The sequence below is a fragment of the Roseovarius sp. B-10 genome (assembly GCF_056859295.1).
Window position 1 is genome coordinate 72,668 of record NZ_JBSXOE010000035.1, and the last position, 18,662, is coordinate 91,329.

Consider the following 18,662-nt stretch of genomic DNA (forward strand, 5'->3'; position numbering starts at 1 on the left):
GGCCCCGCATATGTCTGGGTTCCATCAACAGTCGAGGTTTCCCCCATGCGCACGCTTCCCTTTCCCGTCCACGATGCCAACACCACCGCCGGGGGCAAGGATCTGGGCCGCCTGCCGGAATGGGACCTGAGCGATCTCTATAGCGGCGCGGACGCGCCCGAACTGGCCCGCGATCTCGACTGGCTAGAGACAGAATGCGCAAGCTTCGCCGCCGACTACGAGGGCAAGCTGGCCAACCTCGATGCTGACGGCCTGCTCGAGTGCATCCGCCGCGACGAGGCGATCAGCCGGGTAGCGGGGCGCGTCATGTCCTTCGCCGGGCTGCGCTACTACCAGCAGACGACCGATTCCGCGCGGGCGAAATTCCTCTCCGACTGCCAGGAAAAGATCACCCGCTTCACCACGCCGCTGGTGTTCTTCTCGCTCGAGCTCAACCGGCTCGACGAGGACGCGCTGAAGGCGATGTATGACAAGAACGCCGAGCTTGCACGCTACGCGCCGGTGCTGCGCCGCATCCGCGCGATGAAGCCCTACCAGCTTTCCGACGAGCTGGAGAAATTCCTCCACGACCTGGGCGTGGTGGGCGACGCGTGGGAGCGGCTCTTTGACGAGACCATCGCGGGGCTCACCTTCACCGTCGAGGGCGAGGAAATGGGGATCGAGGCCACGCTCACCCTGCTTACCGATCACGACCGCGCAAAACGCGAGGCGGCGGCGCGTGAACTGGCGCGCGTGCTGGGCGAGAACCTGCGCACCTTCGCCCGCGTCCACAACACCACCACCAAGGAAAAGGAGGTGCTCGACCGCTGGCGCGGGATGCCCACGGCACAGACCGGGCGGCACCTCTCGAACGATGTGGAGCCGGAGGTGGTCGAGGCGCTGCGCGCCGCGGTGGTGGGCGCCTACCCGCGCCTGTCCCACCGCTATTACGAGCTCAAGCGCAAGTGGCTGGGGCTCGATCGGATGCAGGTCTGGGACCGCAACGCGCCGCTGCCGCTCGAAGCGCCGCGCACCATCCCGTGGGACGAGGCGCGCGAGACGGTGACGGCGGCCTATGCAGGGTTCGATCCGCGCATGGCCGAACTGGCAGAGCCGTTCTTCGAGAAGGGCTGGATCGACGCGGGCGTGAAGCCCGGCAAGGCGCCGGGCGCCTTCGCCCACCCCACCGTGACCGACGCGCACCCCTACGTGATGCTCAACTACCTCGGCAAGCCGCGCGACGTGATGACCCTCGCCCATGAGCTGGGCCACGGCGTGCATCAGCGGCTCGCCGCGGAACAGGGCGAGCTTCTGGCCTCGACTCCGCTGACGCTTGCCGAGACGGCCAGCGTCTTCGGCGAGATGCTGACCTTCCGCCGGATGCTCGACGGGGCGCAGACCGACGCCGAGCGCAAGGTGCTGCTCGCGGGTAAGGTCGAGGACATGATCAACACCTTGGTACGCCAGATCGCGTTCTACGATTTCGAGTGCAAGCTGCACGCCGCGCGCCGCGAGGGCGAGCTTACACCCGACGACATCGGCGCGCTGTGGATGAGCGTGCAGGCAGAGAGCCTCGGGCCGGCCTTCGATTTCATGGACGGATACGAGACGTTCTGGGCCTATATCCCGCATTTCGTGCACTCGCCCTTCTACGTCTATGCCTATGCCTTCGGCGACGGGCTGGTGAACGCGCTCTACGCCGTCTACGAGGAAGATCCCGCCGGGTTCGAGGACAGGTATTTCGAGATGCTGCGCGCAGGCGGCTCGAAACACCACAAGGACCTGCTCGCGCCCTTCGGCCTCGATGCCTCGGACCCGGCGTTCTGGAACAAGGGCCTGTCGATGATCGAGGGCATGATCGACGAGTTGGAGTCGATGGAGGGCTGACATGCATACCCGTCGCGGGGATTGTGAAAGCCGCAGAAACCCCGCACAACGCCGCAATGCTGACGCTGGACAATATCCTTACTGATCGCGGTTCCAAATATGCCGTCTCCGGCGCGCCCTGCGCGTCGGAGGAAGAGGCCAAAATCCTCCTCAAAACCCTGAAGAAACAAAAGAAATTCGCCAAGGCAACGCATAATACATGGGGCCTTCTGCTCGGCTCCGGCCCGGTCAAGAATGACGATGGCGAAAGCGGCGCGGGCAACGTGATCCTGCGCATGCTAGAGCGCGATGAAATCCGCGGCCACCTCGTCATCGTGACCCGCTGGTATGGCGGAAAGCATCTGGGCGGTGACCGGTTCCGCCATGTGCAAACGGCGGTTCGCGCCTACCTCGACGCGGCCAATCTCACTTCAACTGGCTGTCCTTCGACCCGCGCCGATTGATGCCGCCGCGGGGCTGGTTCTGCGCCTGCAGATCGGAGGCGCAGTCGATGCACAGCTTGACGCCCGGGATGGCGGTGCGGCGGGCCTCGGGGATCGGCTCGTCGCAATCCGCACAATGGGTCCGGCTCTCGCCCTGCGGCTGCGCCCGGGCCTTGAGCCGCGCCAGCTCATCTGAAATCGAGGCTTCGATCTGTTCACTTACCGCGCCATCGCGCGCCCATCCGCCGGCCATGGCCGTCTCCTTGCTTGCAGTATCCAGTTTAGGCCCGTCCTGCCGTCGGGGTCAAATCGCACTCAGGGTTCCACATATTTGGCGGCGGGCAGAGGCAGCGCCATGTCGCGCAGGAACGCGCTGTTCACGCCCCTCGCCTGCGCGATGATGCCGTTGAGCATGCGAATCGCGGCGGGCGACGTGACCGGCACGAAATGGTTATAGCCCTCGCCATCCGAGAGTTCGGTGACATCCACGACCTGCACATCGCCGCGCTGCACCTTTTCGGCGGCGTCGATCACCCCGAGGCGCGGCTTGCGCCCGGTGACGAGACCCGAGAGCGTGAGCACCCGGTCCGCCTTGGTGATGAAGATGAGAAACGGCTGCGGAAGCTGCCTGATCGCCGCCGCCTGCCGGTCAAAGACATCGGGGTCGATATCGGGCGACATCAACACCACGCCGCTGATCCGGCTCAACACCTGCCGGTCGCCACGCAGGGCGATCTGGCGCAGTGCCTCCATCACCAGTTGCGAGCCCATGGAATGGGCAAGGATAAAGACCTTCTCGCCCGGGCGCGCCGTCAGATCATGCAGCAGCGTCTCGAGATCGTCGCGCGCATAGAGCACGCTGTCGCGGTCGTAGACATAGCCGCGCGGATCGCCCGCCGAGGGCCAGGCAAACAGCAGCCCCGGCATCGGCACGTTGAAATCCGACTGGATCTGCGCCAGCCGGTACATCGCCTCGGACAGGGTGTTGTTGTAGCCATGCACGAAGAGCAGCGTCTCGCGCCCCTCTGTGCGCGCGCGCATGTCGCGGATGAGCGTGCGCGGCCCGTCATGCACCTGCGTCCCGGTGACGACGAAGTCGGTGGCCGCATCGGGTGGCCCCTCCGGCCATTCGATGCGGCCGGTCTCATGGGTCGGCGGGATCGAGATATCGACGCGGAAATAGCGGATTGTCTCGGGCCGTTCCTGCCCGAAGACCGGTCCGGTCCGGTCGAGATCGCGGCCCGTCGCCACGAAGACCGGCTGGATCCGGGCCTGCGGGTGCGGGGCCGCGCGTTCTGCGGTGACGCGGGGCGCGCAGGCGGCCAGCAACACCAAGACCACACCGGCAAGCGCGATACGGGCCAACCGATCAAAATAGGTCGTTGCCGTCCGACGCATCGCAATCATCACTCGCCCTCGTCCAAAGACGACACATAGGTGATGTTGCGCCCCGCGCCAAGAGGATCAGGCCGGGGTCAACATACCCTTTTCCTGCGCGAGGCTGCGCATCCGCTTTTGCAGCTTCTCGAAGGCACGCACCTCGATCTGGCGAATCCGCTCGCGGCTGACATCATATTGCGCGCTGAGATCCTCCAGCGTGATCGTTTCCTCGTTGAGGCGGCGTTGCGTGAGAATGTCGCGCTCGCGCTCGTTGAGGACGTCCATCGCCCGTGCGAGCAGCTCTCGTCGGGCCTGCAATTCATCCTGTTCCTCGTAGGCGCCGGCCTGGTCAGCATCTTCGTCCTCAAGCCAGTCCTGCCATTGCATCGTGCCCTCGCCCTCGGAACCGACGGTGGCGTTGAGCGAGGCGTCTGACCCGGCCATGCGGCGGTTCATCGAGATCACCTCGTCCTCGGTCACACCGAGATCGTGGGCGATCTTCTTGACGGTGTCGGGGCGCAGATCGCCCTCTTCCAGCGCGCCAATACGCGCCTTCGCCTTGCGCAGGTTGAAGAACAGTTTCTTCTGTGCCGAGGTAGTGCCGAGTTTCACCAGGCTCCACGACCGCAGGATGTATTCCTGGATCGAGGCACGGATCCACCACATCGCGTAGGTGGCGAGACGAAAGCCCTTCTCGGGGTCAAAGCGCTTGACCGCCTGCATGAGACCGACATTGGCCTCCGATATCACCTCCGCCTGTGGCAGGCCGTAGCCGCGATAGCCCATCGCGATCTTGGCCGCCAGCCGCAGGTGACTGGTGACCATGCGATGTGCGGCCTCGGTGTCCTGTTCCTCGACCCAGCGCTTGGCCAGCATGTATTCCTCTTCCGGCTCAAGCAGCGGGAACTTGCGAATCTCCTGCATATAGCGATTGAGCCCGCCTTCCGGGGTCGGGGCCGGGAGATTTGCGTAATTGCCCATGCGGGTGTCCCTCCTCATGTATAAGGTGTTAACATTGATCTAGGCTATCGGCCCGCGAGATCAAGTTGATACACACTTCATCTTAACGCATCAGCCGGGGTTTTCCGGCGAAATCCGGCGAATATGTCGACAGATCACGTCATTCTGTCCTGCTATCGTCCGTTCCGCGCAAGCTGTCCAGAAGCGCCGCCATGTCGTCGGGCAGCGGCGAAGAGAAGCGCAGGGCCGCACCGCTGAGGGGGTGGAGAAAGCCAAGGCTGGCCGCGTGCAGGGCCTGCCGGGAGAAGTGGCGCGCCGCCTCGGCGGCGCCCTCGGGCAGGGCGCGCACGGAAAGGCGACGCGCGCCGCCATAGACCGGATCGCCGATCAACCCGAGGCCGACATGGGCCATGTGCACGCGGATCTGGTGTGTACGCCCGGTCTCCAGCCGGCATTCCACCAGTGACGCCGCCGGTGGCCGGCCGAACGACTCGCGCAGCCGCACGCGCGTGACCGCATGGCGCCCGCCGCTGGTCACCACCGCCTGCCGCTGCCGGTCAGTGCGATGGCGGGCAAGCTGGGTGCGGATGACAAGCGTGCCATCGGCCTCGAATCGCACGCCTGCCAACCCCGCGAGACGCGGGTCACCCGGACCGGGGACACCGTGAACCATGGCGAGATAGGCGCGCTCGACCGAGTGGGCGGCAAACTGTGCAGCAAGCCCCTGATGGGCGGCGTCGGTCTTGGCCACAACCAGAAGACCGCTGGTGTCCTTGTCGATGCGGTGCACGATGCCCGGGCGACGGGCGCCGCCGACCCCCGAGAGCCGGTCGCCGCAATGGTGCAGGAGCGCGTTGACCAGCGTGCCCGATGGCGTGCCAGGGGCCGGGTGGACGACAAGCCCCGCAGGCTTGTCGATCACGATGAGGTCGTCATCCTCGAACGCGATGTCGAGCGCGATCGCCTCTGCCTCCATGTGACTCTCGCGCGGCTCGGGCAAGGCGATGTCGATGCGGTCACCTTCGGCCACGCGCGCCTTGGCGTCGTGGACCACGTCACCGTTGACGCGCACCGCGCCCTCTTCGATCAGCCGCATGAGCCGCGTGCGCGAAAGCGCCGCCGCCTCTGGCACATCGCGCGCCAGCGCCTTATCAAGGCGGGGGGGCGGTGCCGCCCCGATGACAAAGCCGAGCAGGTCCTGCGCCATGTCCGAAAGCCCTCAGCCGGTAAGCCCGGCCACGCTGAAATTCCTCGCGCGGCTGGTCACGGTTCTGACCGCCACGATGATCCTCGGGCTTCTAGTGATCGTCGGGCTGCTTGTCACCCGCTTCTGGTCCGAACCCGAACGGCCCGCCCTGCCCCCGCTGCCCGAGGCCATCACCCTGCCCGAGGGCGCGCGCACCACCGCCTTCACGCAAGGTGAGGGCTGGTACGCGGTGGTGACCGATGACGGGCGCATCCTGATTTATGATCGAGAGAACGGCGCGCTGCGGCAGGAGGTGGATATCCGCGACTAGGGTCTTCTTGTCACATTCCGGCAACAGCGCCAGGTAAAGGCACGGGGGATTGGCCTGCCGCGCTTTGCAGATCGCCTACCTTTCGTAGGGTTGCAAGACCTGTTCATCGTTCCGGGAAAGCCAACTTGGTTTCTCATGAAAACGGGGGCTTCACCCCTGTCTCGTGTCTGTGCCAAGCGGGTCAGTGCCGGGATGCATCTGCGGGTCCGGAGGAACAAGCGGCTTGAAAGGTGTGGACGCATGGCGCGGCTGAGCGGCATTTTCATCCTGTGCGGCGTGTGGGCGGCGCTCTATGCGGCATCGTTCCTCGTGCCTTACCACACCGGGCCCACGGGCGACGGCTTCACCCGCGGGCTCAATCGCCTGACCATGTTCTTTCAGTACCAGGTTGCCGCGGGCGCGGTCGCGGTCGTGGTGTGGTGGATGGGCAGCAAGCTCACCATACGCTGGCAGCGATGGCTCGCACGGATGCCTGCACTGCTTGCGTTGACGCTGTTCGTCCTCACCGTGGGCGTCATCGTGTTCGCCAACATGAACAAGCCCGGGCCCACCGAATACGTGCCCGACCCCGACCGCCCGGTGAGCGCCCCGGCACAGCCGGTGCCCCAAACCGATGATTAACCGCAGCGCGGCGCTGCTTTTCACCCTGCCGCCGCTCACCGCCGCGGCGCAGGACTGCTCCGAAACCAGATCGCGGACGGCCGCGATCTTCAAGAGTGTGGCCCTGCGGGGCGATGCGCGCGTAGACCTGCCAGTGGACGAAACGGGATGGCACCTTATGTCAAAGCCGCACGCTCATGGCTGGCATATGCGGCTCCGGGGTGGCCCCGACCCGGGCCGCGCGCGAAATGGCGGGTGTAGCAGGTCTATCGGCTGGTGACGGGAGAATGACCGCGGTGGTACCGCCTCCCTGGCTTGAACAGGGGACCTCTGGATCCACAATCCAGCGCTCTAACCAACTGAGCTAAGGCGGCACTGACGGGGGATTTACCTTTGCCGCCTGCCGATTGCAAGCCTAACGAAAAGCGATTTCCCAGCTTTGTTCGACAAGGTCGCAGCCAAAGGAGCGCACCGGTTTCGAGGCAATGAGGCGCCACCCGTTGCGGGCGTAGAGCGCGCAGGCGGCGCGGTGGCTCTCATGCGTCCAGAGCGCCATGCCGGTATACCCGCGCGCGCGGGCAAAGCCGGTGCAGGTATCCAGAAGCCGCTGCCCGAGCCCCTGCCCGCGAGCCTCGGGCACCAGGAGGAACAGCCGCAGCTTGGCGAGTCCCTCGGACTGGCGCACGCAGAAGATCGAACCAAGCCGCCGATCCCCGACATGAGCGATCCAGCCCGCCTCGCAGCTCGGGTCGTGATCGGCGATAAACGCGTCGAGAATCTCCGCGACCAGCGCGCCAAATGTCTCGTCAAAGCCCTCGTCGCGCGCGTAGAGCGCAGCATGACGCTCGACCAGCCAAGGCGCGTCGTCGGGACGGAAGGGGCGGATTGCGGCCTCGGTCATGCTGGCCATCAAAGCGCGCGCAGACTTGCCAATCAAGCGGGAACAGCGTAGCAGATCGCAAGTTTCAGGAGGCGGTCATGGGCATCAACGACGAACGCGAGATCGAGGCCAATCTCCAGATCGGGCCGACGGATAACGGCATGGTACGGCTGTTCATCGAGTCGCAGGGCATCGAGGTTCCGATGGATTTCGACCCCGACGAGGCCGAGGAAATCGCCGAGGAAATCCGCGCCGCTGCAGCCGCCGCCCGGGTGCGTGGATCATAGCGGCGGATCGGTGAGCCGGTGCAGGCGGCGCGCGGCGTCGCGGGCGATGCGGCGGATGAGTGCAGCGCGTCGCGCGGCCGCAAGCCGCGTCTCCGGGGCCATGCGGATGATATCGGCATCGTAGCCGTCGGCGATGATGAGGCCGGTATCGTCGGGCAGCAGTTCCGTGGGAAACCCCGCATCCACCGCCCAGAAATAACGGTCACACCAGTCGAGATAGCCTGTCCACTTGGCGTCCGAGGCGAAATCGGCGCGGCCCGATTTGCACTCGATCACCCAGATATCGCCCTTCGGGCCCAGCGCCATGACGTCCACGCGCTTGCCGCGCTCGGGCACGAATTCCGTCAGGACGGCGAAATCATGGCTGGCCAGGTGGCGGCAAACGCCACGAGCGAGCGCCTGTCCGGGACGCAGGGACGGATCATGCGGGAATGCCATATCGACATTTTGAACAAATAAGGAACGCACGCAACCCCTTGCCGCGGGGCGTACAAGCGCTTAGCTGTGGGGTGTGGCGGGTGCTGCCCTTCTCGTGAGCGGTTGCATTCCGGTGGCCTTAAGCAATTCCGAGGGAGCTGGCTCTGTCCGGATCGTGGTCCGGTTACCCGGCGCCCACCTGTATACACAGGTCCTCGGGAATGAGAGAACCACACGGCTGCGTGCGGGCCCGTCACACCTCTCTCTCCTTTTCCCGATTCGCAGGCGTGAAACCCAATAAACGCGAAAAGGCCCCCGTGGGGGCCTTTGGTCAGTGCTCCGGCTGGCGCGGCTCAACCCCTTGGTCGAAACGTCCGGCGCGTATCATCGACGCGGGCGGGGATCGTGGCATAGTCGCGGCGCATGACATGCTGCCGCAGCCCGCCGTGGTGATCGTCGTCATCGTCATCCTTCATTCGCATCACCGCGATGGCGAATTGCACCCCGGCAAAGACGATGCCATTTGCCAGCCAGAGGATCAGGACCGCAAGCGGCCCGTCGCTGCTATGGGTGACAAGGTGCCACAGGTTGGCGATATCGAACCACAGCAGGAGCGCGACGAACACGCCCGCGATGCCGAAGCCGATGGCGACCTGCGTGATGTAGAGCTTGATGAGCTTGGGCATGGTCGACCTCCGTTTCTGCTACAACAAAGCTACGCCCTTGCCATAAGATTACAAGGGCCGATCCGGACCTGTCCGGGCCCCGTGCGGGATATCGCCGGTCCAGACCTATGAAAATGCGCGGTTTCGCGGTCGACAGCACCGACCCCGGGCGGATTCGTCGCAGCACGAGTCAGCGGAATTTCAGCGGCAATAGGGTCCACCACGATGCCGAGCCGTGTCGAAATGAAAGTGGTCTTGGTGGAACTGGTCAGATTCCGGACCCAGCACCGTGCCGAACGGGCCGCAGGCCTGCCGATGGACGCGGCGCAGCACCCGGCCCTTTCGCCCCTGTCCCCAATCGTCGCGCACCGAAATCTCGGAACCGTCGCGCAATTGCAGCGCGGCAATGTCAATGGCGCGGCCCTTGCCATGCTCGGAAATCTCTGCACCGCTTTGGCTATTGCGGGTCCGGCAAGCATAATGCGCCGCAACACGCAGACCGGTGAGGCCCCCGCCCATGCGACCAACCTCGGGCCTGGCGCTCTGATCGACCCATGCCCCGAGCGTCCGCGCGGTACGACAATCAAGCGCGGCAGACTGGCTCAGGCGCACACCATGCACTGATTCGAGTCGCACGGCACGCTTCACCCCGCAGCCCGCGATCCGACCGGGCAGGGCGCCCGAGACCGTGCCCACCAGCCCCGGATCGCCACAAAGCCCGCCGCCTCGCGTCACCGCTTCATCCCCGCGCCCGCACCCCGTCGCCAGCACGCTCAGGCACAATACGGCGAGGAAGACCGCGCGGCTCATACCTTCTTCCCCCGTCCAAAATCAGGCGCGTCAACGTCCTGCCCCGCTTCGATGATGCCGCGGCGGATAGCGCGGGTGCGGGTGAAATAAGCGTGCAGGTGATCGCCGTCACCGGTGCGGATGGCGCGCTGAAGCGCAAACAGCTCCTCGGTGAAACGCCCGAGGATTTCCAGCGTCGCCTCGCGATTGTTGAGAAACACGTCGCGCCACATCGTCGGGTCAGACGCCGCGATGCGGGTGAAATCGCGGAAACCGGCGGCGGAATACTTGATGACCTCGCTGTCGGTGACGCGGCGCAGGTCGTCGGCCACGCCCACCATCGTGTAGGCGATGAGATGCGGCGCATGGGAGGTAACGGCTAGGACGAGATCGTGATGCTCGGCATCCATCTCGTCGGTATGGCTGCCCAGCGCCTGCCAGAACCGCTCCAGCCGCTCCACCGCCGCGCGGTCACTGCCCGGCTGCGGTACGATCAGGCACCAGCGGTTGTCGAACAACTCGGCAAAGCCCGAACGGGGGCCGGAATGCTCGGTACCCGCCAAGGGGTGGGCGGGGACGAAGTGCACCCCTTCGGGCAGGTGCGGCGCGACCGCCTCGATCACCGCTTTCTTGACCGATCCCACGTCGCTCAGCGTCGCGCCGGGCTTGAGCACGGGGGCGATCTCCTCGGCCACGGCCCCCATAGCCCCCACCGGGATGCAGAGCACCACCAGGTCGGCCCCGTCGGCGGCCTCGGCGGCGGTCTCGCAGACGCGGTCGCACAGGCCAATCTCGCGCGCGATGGCGCGGGTCTCGGGGCTGCGTGCATGGCCTGTCACCTCCCGCGCGAGCCCGCCGCGACGGATGGCATGAAACATCGACGAGGCGATGAGCCCTAGCCCGATGAGCGCCACGCGATCGTAGATCACGCTCATCTCGCGCCCGCCCGGAACTGCCCAACGGCATGGGCCACGCGGCGGCAGGCGGCCTCGTCGCCCACGGTGATGCGCAACCCTTGGGGAAAACCGTAGCCGCCCACCCGGCGCACAATGATCCCATCGGCACGCAACGCGGCATCACAGGCCGCCGCCTCGTCCTCTGACGCGAACCGCGCCAGCACGAAATTGGCGTGGCTCTCGTCCACCGTCACGCCGCTCTCGCGCAGCGCCTCGGTCAACCATGCGCGATTGCGCACCGTGTCAGTGACCACGCGTGTCAGCCACTCCCGATCCCGCACCGCCGCCTCGGCGGTGACGAGTTGCGTGGGCGAGAGGTTGAAGGGCTGGCGAATACGGTTCAGCACCTCGATCATCGCGGTTTGCGCATAGCCCCAGCCGATCCGCAGCCCGCCCAGGCCATAAGCCTTGGAAAAGGTGCGCGTCATGACGACATTGTCGCGCGCCTCGACCAGCGCGACACCGCCGTCATAGCCTGCGGCAAACTCGGTATAGGCGCCGTCCAGCACCAGAATAGCGCCTTCGGGTATACCGTCCGCCAACCGCACCAACTCTGCCTCGGGCAGGATGGTGCCGGTCGGATTGCCGGGATTTGCGATAAAGACGATCCGCGTCCGCGCCGTGCAGGCATTCAGGATCGCGTCCACATCCACCACGCGCTCCCGCTCGGCCACACAGACCGGCGTGGCGCCAACTGCATGCGCCAGAATGGGATACATGGCAAAGCCATGCTCGGTGTGGATCACCTCGTCGCCCGCTCCGGCATAGGCCTGCGCCACGAATTGCAACACCTCATCCGAACCCACGCCACAGATCACCCGCTCGGGGTCCAGACCGTGCACCTCGGCAATCGCGGCGCGCAACTCGGCATGGTCGGTGCCGGGATAGCGGTGCAGCGTCGCGGCAGAGCGGGCAAAGGCCATCTTGGCCTTGTCCGACGGGCCATAAGGGCTCTCATTGGCCGAGAGTTTCAATATCTCGGATTTGCCCTCGATCACTGCCTCGCCACTCTTGTAGAGCGCGATTTCCATGATGCCCGGCTGCGGCGTGATCCTGGTCATTTCATCCCTCGTGTCTCGCAGGTGGTTCTAGCTTTGGTGCCCCGGCTTGACCAGCAACAAAAGAAAAAGGCCGCGGCGGTTCCCCGTCGCGGCCTCTTCGCATCTGGTCAGAACGCTTAGTTCTGCGCGTAGTATTCGATGACGAGGTTGGGCTCCATCATCACCGGGTAGGGCACATCGCCCAGCGCCGGCGTGCGCACAAAGGTCGCGGTCATCTTGGAATGGTCGGCCTCGATGTAATCGGGCACGTCACGCTCAGCCAGTTGCACGGCCTCGAGCACGGAGACAAGCTGCTTGGACTTCTCGCGCACCTCGATCACGTCGCCTTCCTTCACGCGGTAGGAGGGGATGTTGACGCGCTTGCCGTTCACCAGCACGTGGCCGTGATTGACGAATTGCCGCGCGGCAAAGACGGTGGGCACGAACTTGGCGCGGTAGACCACCGCGTCGAGGCGGCGCTCCAGCAGGCCGATGAGCAGCTCGCCGGTATCGCCCCGGACACGCTCTGCCTCGGCATAGATGCGGCGGAACTGCTTCTCGGTGAGATCGCCGTAATAGCCCTTGAGCTTCTGCTTGGCGCGCAGTTGCAGGCCGAAGTCGGAGATCTTCTGCTTGCGGCGCTGACCGTGCTGACCGGGGCCGTATTCGCGGCGGTTGACCGGCGACTTGGGGCGGCCCCAGATGTTCTCGCCCATGCGGCGGTCGATTTTGTACTTGGCAGACGTGCGTTTGGTCACGGCTGATCTCCTTCTTTTAATGTCGAAGGGCGTTGTCCTCTGGATTGCTCCCGACAGGCATCCCCTTGCGAGGGCCACCAACACCAATGAAGCCGCGCTTATATACCCAGCGCGCGCGCTGTCAACCACCCGCGCGCCCCGGTTTCTTCCTGGTCCAGATACCTGTGCGGGAGCCGCGCGGATGCGCGACGGGGGCAGCGTCCCCTGCCCCGGGTCAGCCCTGATTGGCCAGCGGATCGGGGCCGAAGCGGTTGTCACCCGCCGTACCGCGATGGATGAAGAACGCAAAGATCAGGATCAGCCCCCCGATCACCGGGATCAGAACCAGCAGATACCACCAGCCCGAGCGGTCCACATCATGCAGGCGGCGCACGGCAACGGCGATGCTTGGCAAGAGCACGGCCAGCGAAAAGATCGCGCTGACGATATCGCCGAGGATCAATTGCAGCACGAGGCTCACCACCAGGACGAAAAGCGCGAACCACCAGAATTCGGAGCGTGCAGCGCGTCCGCTGAAATTGGCGTAATTATCGGTGAGAACCGTCCTGACCGCCGTCATGAAATCCATGGTCCGAAACTCCTTGCCTTTGTCACTTGTCCTTTTGACCGATGCGCGGCTCGGTTCCGGTGCGCAGCCGCGCGATGTTGCCGCGGTGCCGCCACAGGATCAGCGCTGCGAGGCAGGTCGCCAGCGCCACCGCCGCGCCGTGGCCCAACACCAGCGCCCAGACCGGAGCCAGCACCGCCGCCACCAGCGCCGCCAACGACGAGATGCGCGCCACCACCGCCGTGGCCAGCCATGTCAGGCACGCCGCGATCCCCACGGGCCACGCGAGCGCCAGCAGCAGGCCAAGGAACGTGGCCACACCCTTGCCCCCGCGAAAGCCCAGCCAGACCGGGTAACAATGCCCGGCAAAGGCCGCTAGCCCCGCGAGCTGCGCCGCGCCCTCGCCCGCAATCGCCCGCGCCAGCAGCACCGCCAGCGCCCCCTTGCCGCCGTCCAGCAGCAGCGTGAGCGCGGCGGCCACCTTGTTGCCCGTGCGCAGCACGTTGGTAGCCCCGATATTGCCCGACCCGATCTCGCGCAGGTTGCCCAGCCCCATCACCCGCGCCAGCACCATGCCGAACGGGATAGAGCCCAGCAGGTAGCCCGCCACGGCCCACAGGATCAGGATGCTGGCGGCGCTCTCGACAGGGGGCATCAGGAAGCCTCGTAAACACAGCAACCGGCGACATAGGTGGCGCTCACCCTACCCTGAAGCCGCGCCCCGTCAAACGGCGTATTCTTGGATTTCGAACGCAGCGCGAACCGATCGAGGATGAACGGCTTGCCAGGGTCGAACAGTACGAGGTCCGCAGGCGCCCCCTGCACAAGCCGCCCGGCAGATAGCCCCAGCCGCTTCGCCGGGTTTAGCGACAGCGCACGAAACAGCGTCGGCAGGTCAAGCGCCTCGGCATGGTAGAGCCTCAGCGCCGCCGGGAGCAGGGTCTCCAGCGCGACCGCCCCGCTCGCCGCCGCCTCGAATGGTTGGCGCTTGCTCTCCTCGTCCTGCGGGGTGTGCATTGAGCTGATGATATCGATCAGCCCTTCGCGCACCGCCTCCGTCACCGCCTGCCGGTCCTCCTCGGACCGGAGCGGCGGCTTGACCTTGAAGAAGGTGCGATAGTCCGACACGTCGAGCTCGTTGAGCGTCAGGTGATGGATGCTCGTGCCCGCCGTGATATCCAGACCGTTACGCTTTGCCCGGTGCAGGGCAGGTAACGCGCGGGCGGTGGTGATCTGGTCAGCGTGATAGCGCGCCTGCGTCATTTCCAGCAGGGCAATGTCGCGATCGAGCCCCATCCGCTCGGCCATCGGCGAGACGGCAGGCAGGCCTCGCAGCGAGGCGAATTTTCCACTCGTGGCCGCCGCCCCCGCGCTCAGCCCGGGATCCTGCGGATGGCCGATCACCAGCGCACCCAGGCTGCGCGCATAGCTCAGCGCCCGGGCCAGCACCTTGGTGTCGCGCACCACGTGGTCGCAATCGGTAAAGGCCACGGCCCCCGCATCCATCAGGAACCCGATCTCGACCATCTCGCGCCCCTCGCGCCCCTTGGTCAGCGCGGCCATCGGCAGCACGTTCACGGGCGCCGCCTCGTTGGCGCGGCGCTCCACGAATTCCAGCACCTCGGGGCTGTCGATGGCAGGCAGCGTGTCGGGCCGCGTGGCCATGGTGGTGACCCCCCCCGCGGCCGCCGACAGCCCGGCGGAGCGATAGCTTTCCTTGTGCCGCTCGCCCGGCTCGCAGACCTTCACACCGATATCGACGATCCCGGGGGCGAGACACTGCCCGCCGCAATCGACCACCGCCTCGGCCTGCGGCCTGTCCTCGCCGCTGCCGCGCCCGGCGATCACACCGCCGTCGATCAGCAGCCAGCCGGGGCCGTCCGTCCCCGCCTCGGGGTCGATCAGGCGGGCGTTTGTAAAGAGTGTGGTGGTCATGCCGTCCCGTCCTTGCCTCTTGTTTCGCTCATCCCGCCACCCATACCATTACCACCGTCAGCGCCGCGATCACCGCCAGCGCCACCATCGCGATCTTGCCGGACATGCGCGGGTCTTTCGGCTCCTGCATCGCTCAACCCTCCCTCAGGCCGGCGGCGGCGCGGATACGGGCCTCGGTCGCCCCACGGTCCGCCTGGTATTTGATCAGGTGCTTGTCGCCCGAGGCCGTCACCACCTGCACCGCGCTGCCCAGCCCCCGCACCGTCCGGATCTCCGCCAGCCGCACCGCCCGCGTGAGCGGCCCGAGAAGCCGCCGGTCGGTCAAGTCCCAGCGCGCCTGCAGCTCGTCGGAGGCCACGTAAAAAGCGCGCACGGCCACCGCCGCAAGCCCGCCCACCGCACCGGTCCAGACATGGGGATTGCCAGCGGCCCAGAGCACCGCCATCCCGAGCGCCATCGCTCCCGCCGCGAGCCACGCGTGATCGCGCCAATAGGTCGCGCGGTCGGGGTGAAAGCTCTCGATCACGCGCTCGCCCTCGGCGAGTGCGGTGGTGGGGGTCATGGAATGGATCGGCCCCTCGCTCATGGCGTTACCACCAGCCAGATCACCAGCGCCACGAGCACCGCCAGCCCAGCAAAGAACACCACCGCCGCAAGCCGTGCCGCGCGGCGCGAATGGCCGGGGCCCGCAGACGGGGCCAGGCTGCCCGCCGCACCGCCCGCGGGCAGCCGCTCGAAACGCACCTCTGGCACATCCTCCTCGAATCGGGACACGAGGCGCAGACCGCGCCCGGGGCGCAGCACCGTCGCGCGACCGCCAAAGGCGCGCGACGGCAGGATCAGCACCCGGCCCGTCAGCCCGTCGATCTGCGGGCGCATTTCCGCGATGTCCGCCTTCGCAATCCCATGGCCCTCGACCAGATATTCGGACAGCGGCATGGCACCGAGATCGCCAAGATCGAACAGCTCGATCTCTTGGCCGTTCAACGCGCCATCGGCCCCCAGCGCGTCCATCACCGCCGCGTCATCGAGCGGCGCGCCCGCGTCCTCCAGCACGGAAAAGACGCGCACCACATGCGCCTCGTACGCGGGGACATGGAGCACGGTGCTCATGCCGCGCGGCGCGCCCGCAGGCCCTGCGCCAGCAGCTCCATCGCCGCCATGCGCACCGCCACACCCATCTCCACCTGGTCCTGTATCACCGAGCGGTTGATGTCGTCGGCGATCTCGCCGTCGATCTCGACCCCCCGGTTCATCGGCCCGGGGTGCATCACGATGGCGTCCGGTTTGGCATAGGCCAGCTTCTCGGCGTCGAGGCCGAAGCGGTGGTAATACTCGCGCTCGCTGGGGATAAATCCGCCATCCATCCGCTCGCGCTGCAACCGCAGCATCATCACCACGTCCACGCCCTCCAGCCCCGCCTTCATGTCGTCGAACACCTCGACCCCGAACTCGGCGATGCCCGCGGGCATGAGCGTCGGCGGGCCGACGAGGCGCACGCGGTTCTCCATCTTGCCCAGCAGCAGGATGTTGGAGCGCGCCACGCGGCTGTGCGCGATGTCTCCGCAAATGGCGATGTTGAGCCGGTGCAGCCGCCCCTTGGCGCGGCGGATGGTGAGCGCGTCCAGCAGCGCCTGCGTCGGATGCTCGTGCCGACCGTCGCCGGCGTTGAGCACGGCACAGCGCACCTTCTGCGCAAGCAGGTCCACCGCGCCGGAATGCGGATGGCGCACCACCAGAAGGTCGGGATGCATGGCGTTGAGGGTGAGCGCGGTGTCGATCAGCGTCTCTCCCTTCTTGAGGCTAGAGGCCTGCATCGCCATGTTCATCACGTCCGCCCCAAGCCGCTTGCCAGCCAGCTCAAAGCTCGCCTGCGTGCGGGTCGATGCCTCAAAGAACATGTTGATCTGCGTCAGCCCGCTCAGCACGTCACGGTGCTTGGCCTCGCTGCGATTGAGCGCCACGTATTCCTCGGCCAGGTCGAGGATTCCGGTGATATCGCCGGGGCTGAGCGGTTCGATCCCGAGAAGATGCGCGTGCGGGTAGGTCATGCCGCCTCCGATGCGGTTTCCCCCGCTTATAGAAAGGCGATGTCGCAGGGGCAAGCCGCGGCACCGGGCTTCATCTTTCCATGAATACTCTCTTCACACGATCGCGGCGCGACGGCCTGCCCTCTTTCCCCTGCCGATGCCGCGCGATAGCGTGTCAGCATGGAATCGCCCCTCACATCCGAGACTGCCCTCGCAAGCCTCGCCTGGCAGATCGAACTTGGCGCGACCGAGGCGATCGGGGATGCGCCGGTCAATCGCTACGACCTGCCGGACAAGACGGCCCAACCGGCGGCAAGGCCCCCGGCACAACCCGCCACCACTCATGAAATCGCGGCACCCGCGACGACCCCGCCCGCGGACGGCGATCCCGTGGCCGACGCGCAGGCCGCAGCCGCCACCGCCACCACGCTCGACGCGCTGCGCGCGGCACTCGGCACCTACCCGCATTGCAACCTGAAGCGCGGCGCGCGCAATCTCGTCTTTGCGGATGGCGACCCGGCGGCGCGGGTGATGATCATCGGCGAGGCACCGGGGCGCGACGAGGACCTGCAGGGTCGCCCCTTCGTGGGTCGCGCCGGCCAGCTTCTCGACCGGATGTTCGCCGCGATCGGGCTGTCACGCGGCGACGCGAACCCCGAGACCGCGCTCTACATCACCAATATCTCGCCCTGGCGTCCGCCGCAGAACCGTGACCCCAGCGCCGAGGAAATCGCCATGCTGCGCCCATTCATGGCGCGGCACGTGGCGCTGGTCGCGCCCGATCTCGTGGTGCTGATGGGCAACGTTAGCTGCGACGCGGGTCTGGGGCGGCGGGGCATCACGCGCCTGCGGGGGCAGTGGGCGCAAGCATACGGCAAGCCCGCCCTGCCGATGTTCCATCCCGCATACCTGTTGCGCAACCCGTCGGCCAAGCGCGAGGCATGGGCCGATCTTCTGGCACTCAAGGCGCGGCTGGAGGGGGGCAGCGCATGATCGTCGAGCCGCTCACGCTGCTGGCCTTCATCCCCGCCGCGCTGGCGCTCAACCTCACGCCGGGGGCGGACATGATGTTCTGCCTCGGGCTCGGCCTGCGGGCGGGCCCGCGCCCGGCCATCGCCGCGAGCGCGGGCATTTCGGCGGGCGGCATGGTGCATGTCACGCTTGCCGGGCTGGGCCTTGCCGCCGCCATCGCAGCGTTTCCGCTGGCGCTCGACGTGATCCGATGGTTGGGCGTGGGCTACCTGCTATGGCTGGCCTGGGGCGCGCTGCGGCAAGGGCCGGTTCGGGCACAAGCCCGTGCGATGGGCGCAGCCCGCGCCTTTCGCGAGGGAATGGTCGTCAACCTTCTCAATCCCAAGGTGATCCTCTTCGTGCTTGCCTTTATCCCGCAATTCGTGGACCCGGCCCACGCGATCCTGCCGCAATTCCTCGTCTACGGCCTCGTTCTGGCGCTGGGCGGCCTCATTATCAACGGCGCGGTCGGGGTCTTCGCCGGGGGGCTCGGCCGCCGTCTCGCGACTTCGCCCCGGCTCGCGCGCGGGGTCGGGCTCGTCTCGGCAGGGATCTTTACCGCCCTCGCTGCCCGCCTCGCCCTCATGCAAAGGAGCTGACGC

Annotated in this window: 24 protein-coding genes and 1 tRNA gene; 7 read left to right on the forward strand and 18 right to left on the reverse strand. The window is 66.6% G+C overall.

All coding sequences use genetic code 11. The features are described from left to right. Positions 1 to 45: 45 nt before the first annotated feature. Complete coding sequence (locus tag AC13D8_RS12445) at positions 46 to 1,866, forward strand: M3 family oligoendopeptidase (protein ID WP_482969104.1); 1,821 nt, start codon at positions 46 to 48, stop codon at positions 1,864 to 1,866. Between the two features lie 56 nt (positions 1,867 to 1,922). Then, positions 1,923 to 2,309 carry a YigZ family protein gene (locus AC13D8_RS12450; RefSeq protein WP_482969105.1) on the forward strand — a complete coding sequence of 129 codons (387 nt, stop codon included), beginning with the start codon at positions 1,923 to 1,925 and terminating at the stop codon, positions 2,307 to 2,309. On the opposite strand, the gene AC13D8_RS12455 is transcribed toward AC13D8_RS12450, so the two are convergent. From AC13D8_RS12455 to AC13D8_RS12470, 4 genes are all read right to left on the reverse strand, one after another. Continuing rightward, positions 2,272 to 2,541 (reverse strand): DksA/TraR family C4-type zinc finger protein, encoded by a 270-nt coding sequence (locus tag AC13D8_RS12455; RefSeq protein ID WP_104019581.1) that lies wholly within the window; start codon positions 2,539 to 2,541, stop codon positions 2,272 to 2,274. The genes AC13D8_RS12450 and AC13D8_RS12455 overlap by 38 nt on opposite strands. 62 nt (positions 2,542 to 2,603) lie before the next feature. Further along, entirely contained in the window at positions 2,604 to 3,686 is a 1,083-nt protein-coding gene (locus AC13D8_RS12460; protein WP_482969106.1) for an alpha/beta hydrolase, read from the reverse strand. Between the two features lie 66 nt (positions 3,687 to 3,752). After that, entirely contained in the window at positions 3,753 to 4,649 is an 897-nt protein-coding gene (gene rpoH, locus AC13D8_RS12465; protein WP_129432641.1) for an RNA polymerase sigma factor RpoH, read from the reverse strand. Between the two features lie 139 nt (positions 4,650 to 4,788). Next, on the reverse strand, positions 4,789 to 5,835 hold the full coding sequence (locus AC13D8_RS12470) for an RluA family pseudouridine synthase (protein WP_482969107.1): 1,047 nt from the start codon (positions 5,833 to 5,835) through the stop codon (positions 4,789 to 4,791). Between AC13D8_RS12470 and AC13D8_RS12475 the strand changes: the two genes are divergently transcribed. Then, positions 5,834 to 6,145, forward strand: a complete 312-nt coding sequence (locus AC13D8_RS12475) for a DUF6476 family protein (protein WP_482969108.1) — start codon at positions 5,834 to 5,836, stop codon at positions 6,143 to 6,145. The genes AC13D8_RS12470 and AC13D8_RS12475 overlap by 2 nt on opposite strands. 240 nt (positions 6,146 to 6,385) lie before the next feature. Further along, on the forward strand, positions 6,386 to 6,766 hold the full coding sequence (locus AC13D8_RS12480; RefSeq protein ID WP_129432644.1) for a hypothetical protein: 381 nt from the start codon (positions 6,386 to 6,388) through the stop codon (positions 6,764 to 6,766). Between the two features lie 276 nt (positions 6,767 to 7,042). Here the strand turns inward: AC13D8_RS12480 and AC13D8_RS12485 are convergent. Next, positions 7,043 to 7,119 (reverse strand) — tRNA-His (locus AC13D8_RS12485). A gap of 41 nt (positions 7,120 to 7,160) precedes the next feature. After that, positions 7,161 to 7,646, reverse strand: a complete 486-nt coding sequence (locus AC13D8_RS12490) for a GNAT family N-acetyltransferase (protein WP_482969109.1) — start codon at positions 7,644 to 7,646, stop codon at positions 7,161 to 7,163. A gap of 77 nt (positions 7,647 to 7,723) precedes the next feature. Here AC13D8_RS12490 and AC13D8_RS12495 point away from each other — a divergent pair, with 77 nt between their 5' ends. After that, positions 7,724 to 7,912, forward strand: a complete 189-nt coding sequence (locus AC13D8_RS12495) for a DUF6324 family protein (RefSeq protein ID WP_482969110.1) — start codon at positions 7,724 to 7,726, stop codon at positions 7,910 to 7,912. On the opposite strand, the gene AC13D8_RS12500 is transcribed toward AC13D8_RS12495, so the two are convergent. The 12 genes from AC13D8_RS12500 to AC13D8_RS12555 all read right to left on the reverse strand — a co-directional run bounded on the left by AC13D8_RS12500 (position 7,907) and on the right by AC13D8_RS12555 (position 17,070). Continuing rightward, complete coding sequence (locus tag AC13D8_RS12500; protein ID WP_482969111.1) at positions 7,907 to 8,350, reverse strand: MmcB family DNA repair protein; 444 nt, start codon at positions 8,348 to 8,350, stop codon at positions 7,907 to 7,909. The genes AC13D8_RS12495 and AC13D8_RS12500 overlap by 6 nt on opposite strands. Before the next feature lie 332 nt (positions 8,351 to 8,682). Then, positions 8,683 to 9,015: a hypothetical protein gene (locus AC13D8_RS12505; RefSeq protein ID WP_104019588.1), complete on the reverse strand. Its 333-nt coding sequence runs from the start codon at positions 9,013 to 9,015 to the stop codon at positions 8,683 to 8,685. Positions 9,016 to 9,195: 180 nt separating this feature from the next. Next, complete coding sequence (locus AC13D8_RS12510; RefSeq protein ID WP_482969112.1) at positions 9,196 to 9,804, reverse strand: extensin-like domain-containing protein; 609 nt, start codon at positions 9,802 to 9,804, stop codon at positions 9,196 to 9,198. Beyond that, the gene (locus AC13D8_RS12515; RefSeq protein WP_482969113.1) at positions 9,801 to 10,718 is read right to left on the reverse strand and encodes a prephenate/arogenate dehydrogenase family protein; all 918 of its coding nucleotides are present in this window, start codon (positions 10,716 to 10,718) and stop codon (positions 9,801 to 9,803) included. Before AC13D8_RS12515 ends, AC13D8_RS12510 begins: the two co-directional genes overlap by 4 nt. Continuing rightward, complete coding sequence (gene hisC, locus AC13D8_RS12520; RefSeq protein WP_482969114.1) at positions 10,715 to 11,800, reverse strand: histidinol-phosphate transaminase; 1,086 nt, start codon at positions 11,798 to 11,800, stop codon at positions 10,715 to 10,717. Before hisC ends, AC13D8_RS12515 begins: the two co-directional genes overlap by 4 nt. 116 nt (positions 11,801 to 11,916) lie before the next feature. After that, positions 11,917 to 12,537, reverse strand: a complete 621-nt coding sequence (gene rpsD / locus AC13D8_RS12525) for a 30S ribosomal protein S4 (RefSeq protein ID WP_129432650.1) — start codon at positions 12,535 to 12,537, stop codon at positions 11,917 to 11,919. A 214-nt stretch (positions 12,538 to 12,751) separates the two neighbouring features. Beyond that, a complete protein-coding gene (locus AC13D8_RS12530; protein WP_482969115.1) occupies positions 12,752 to 13,105 on the reverse strand; it encodes a DUF805 domain-containing protein in 354 nt (117 codons plus the stop codon). Between the two features lie 22 nt (positions 13,106 to 13,127). Next, entirely contained in the window at positions 13,128 to 13,739 is a 612-nt protein-coding gene (gene plsY / locus AC13D8_RS12535; protein ID WP_482969116.1) for a glycerol-3-phosphate 1-O-acyltransferase PlsY, read from the reverse strand. Then, positions 13,739 to 15,019, reverse strand: a complete 1,281-nt coding sequence (gene pyrC / locus AC13D8_RS12540) for a dihydroorotase (RefSeq protein WP_482969117.1) — start codon at positions 15,017 to 15,019, stop codon at positions 13,739 to 13,741. Before pyrC ends, plsY begins: the two co-directional genes overlap by 1 nt. A gap of 133 nt (positions 15,020 to 15,152) precedes the next feature. Next, entirely contained in the window at positions 15,153 to 15,581 is a 429-nt protein-coding gene (locus AC13D8_RS12545) for a hypothetical protein (protein WP_482969118.1), read from the reverse strand. Positions 15,582 to 15,601: 20 nt separating this feature from the next. Then, positions 15,602 to 16,132: a hypothetical protein gene (locus tag AC13D8_RS12550; protein WP_446248574.1), complete on the reverse strand. Its 531-nt coding sequence runs from the start codon at positions 16,130 to 16,132 to the stop codon at positions 15,602 to 15,604. Continuing rightward, positions 16,129 to 17,070, reverse strand: coding sequence for an aspartate carbamoyltransferase catalytic subunit (locus tag AC13D8_RS12555; RefSeq protein WP_482969119.1), 942 nt, complete (start codon positions 17,068 to 17,070; stop codon positions 16,129 to 16,131). The genes AC13D8_RS12550 and AC13D8_RS12555 overlap by 4 nt, the downstream gene beginning before the upstream one ends. A 159-nt stretch (positions 17,071 to 17,229) precedes the next feature. Between AC13D8_RS12555 and AC13D8_RS12560 the strand changes: the two genes are divergently transcribed. Next, complete coding sequence (locus AC13D8_RS12560; RefSeq protein WP_482969120.1) at positions 17,230 to 18,042, forward strand: uracil-DNA glycosylase; 813 nt, start codon at positions 17,230 to 17,232, stop codon at positions 18,040 to 18,042. Beyond that, a complete protein-coding gene (locus AC13D8_RS12565) occupies positions 18,039 to 18,659 on the forward strand; it encodes a LysE family translocator (protein WP_482969121.1) in 621 nt (206 codons plus the stop codon). Before AC13D8_RS12560 ends, AC13D8_RS12565 begins: the two co-directional genes overlap by 4 nt. Positions 18,660 to 18,662: the final 3 nt, after the last annotated feature.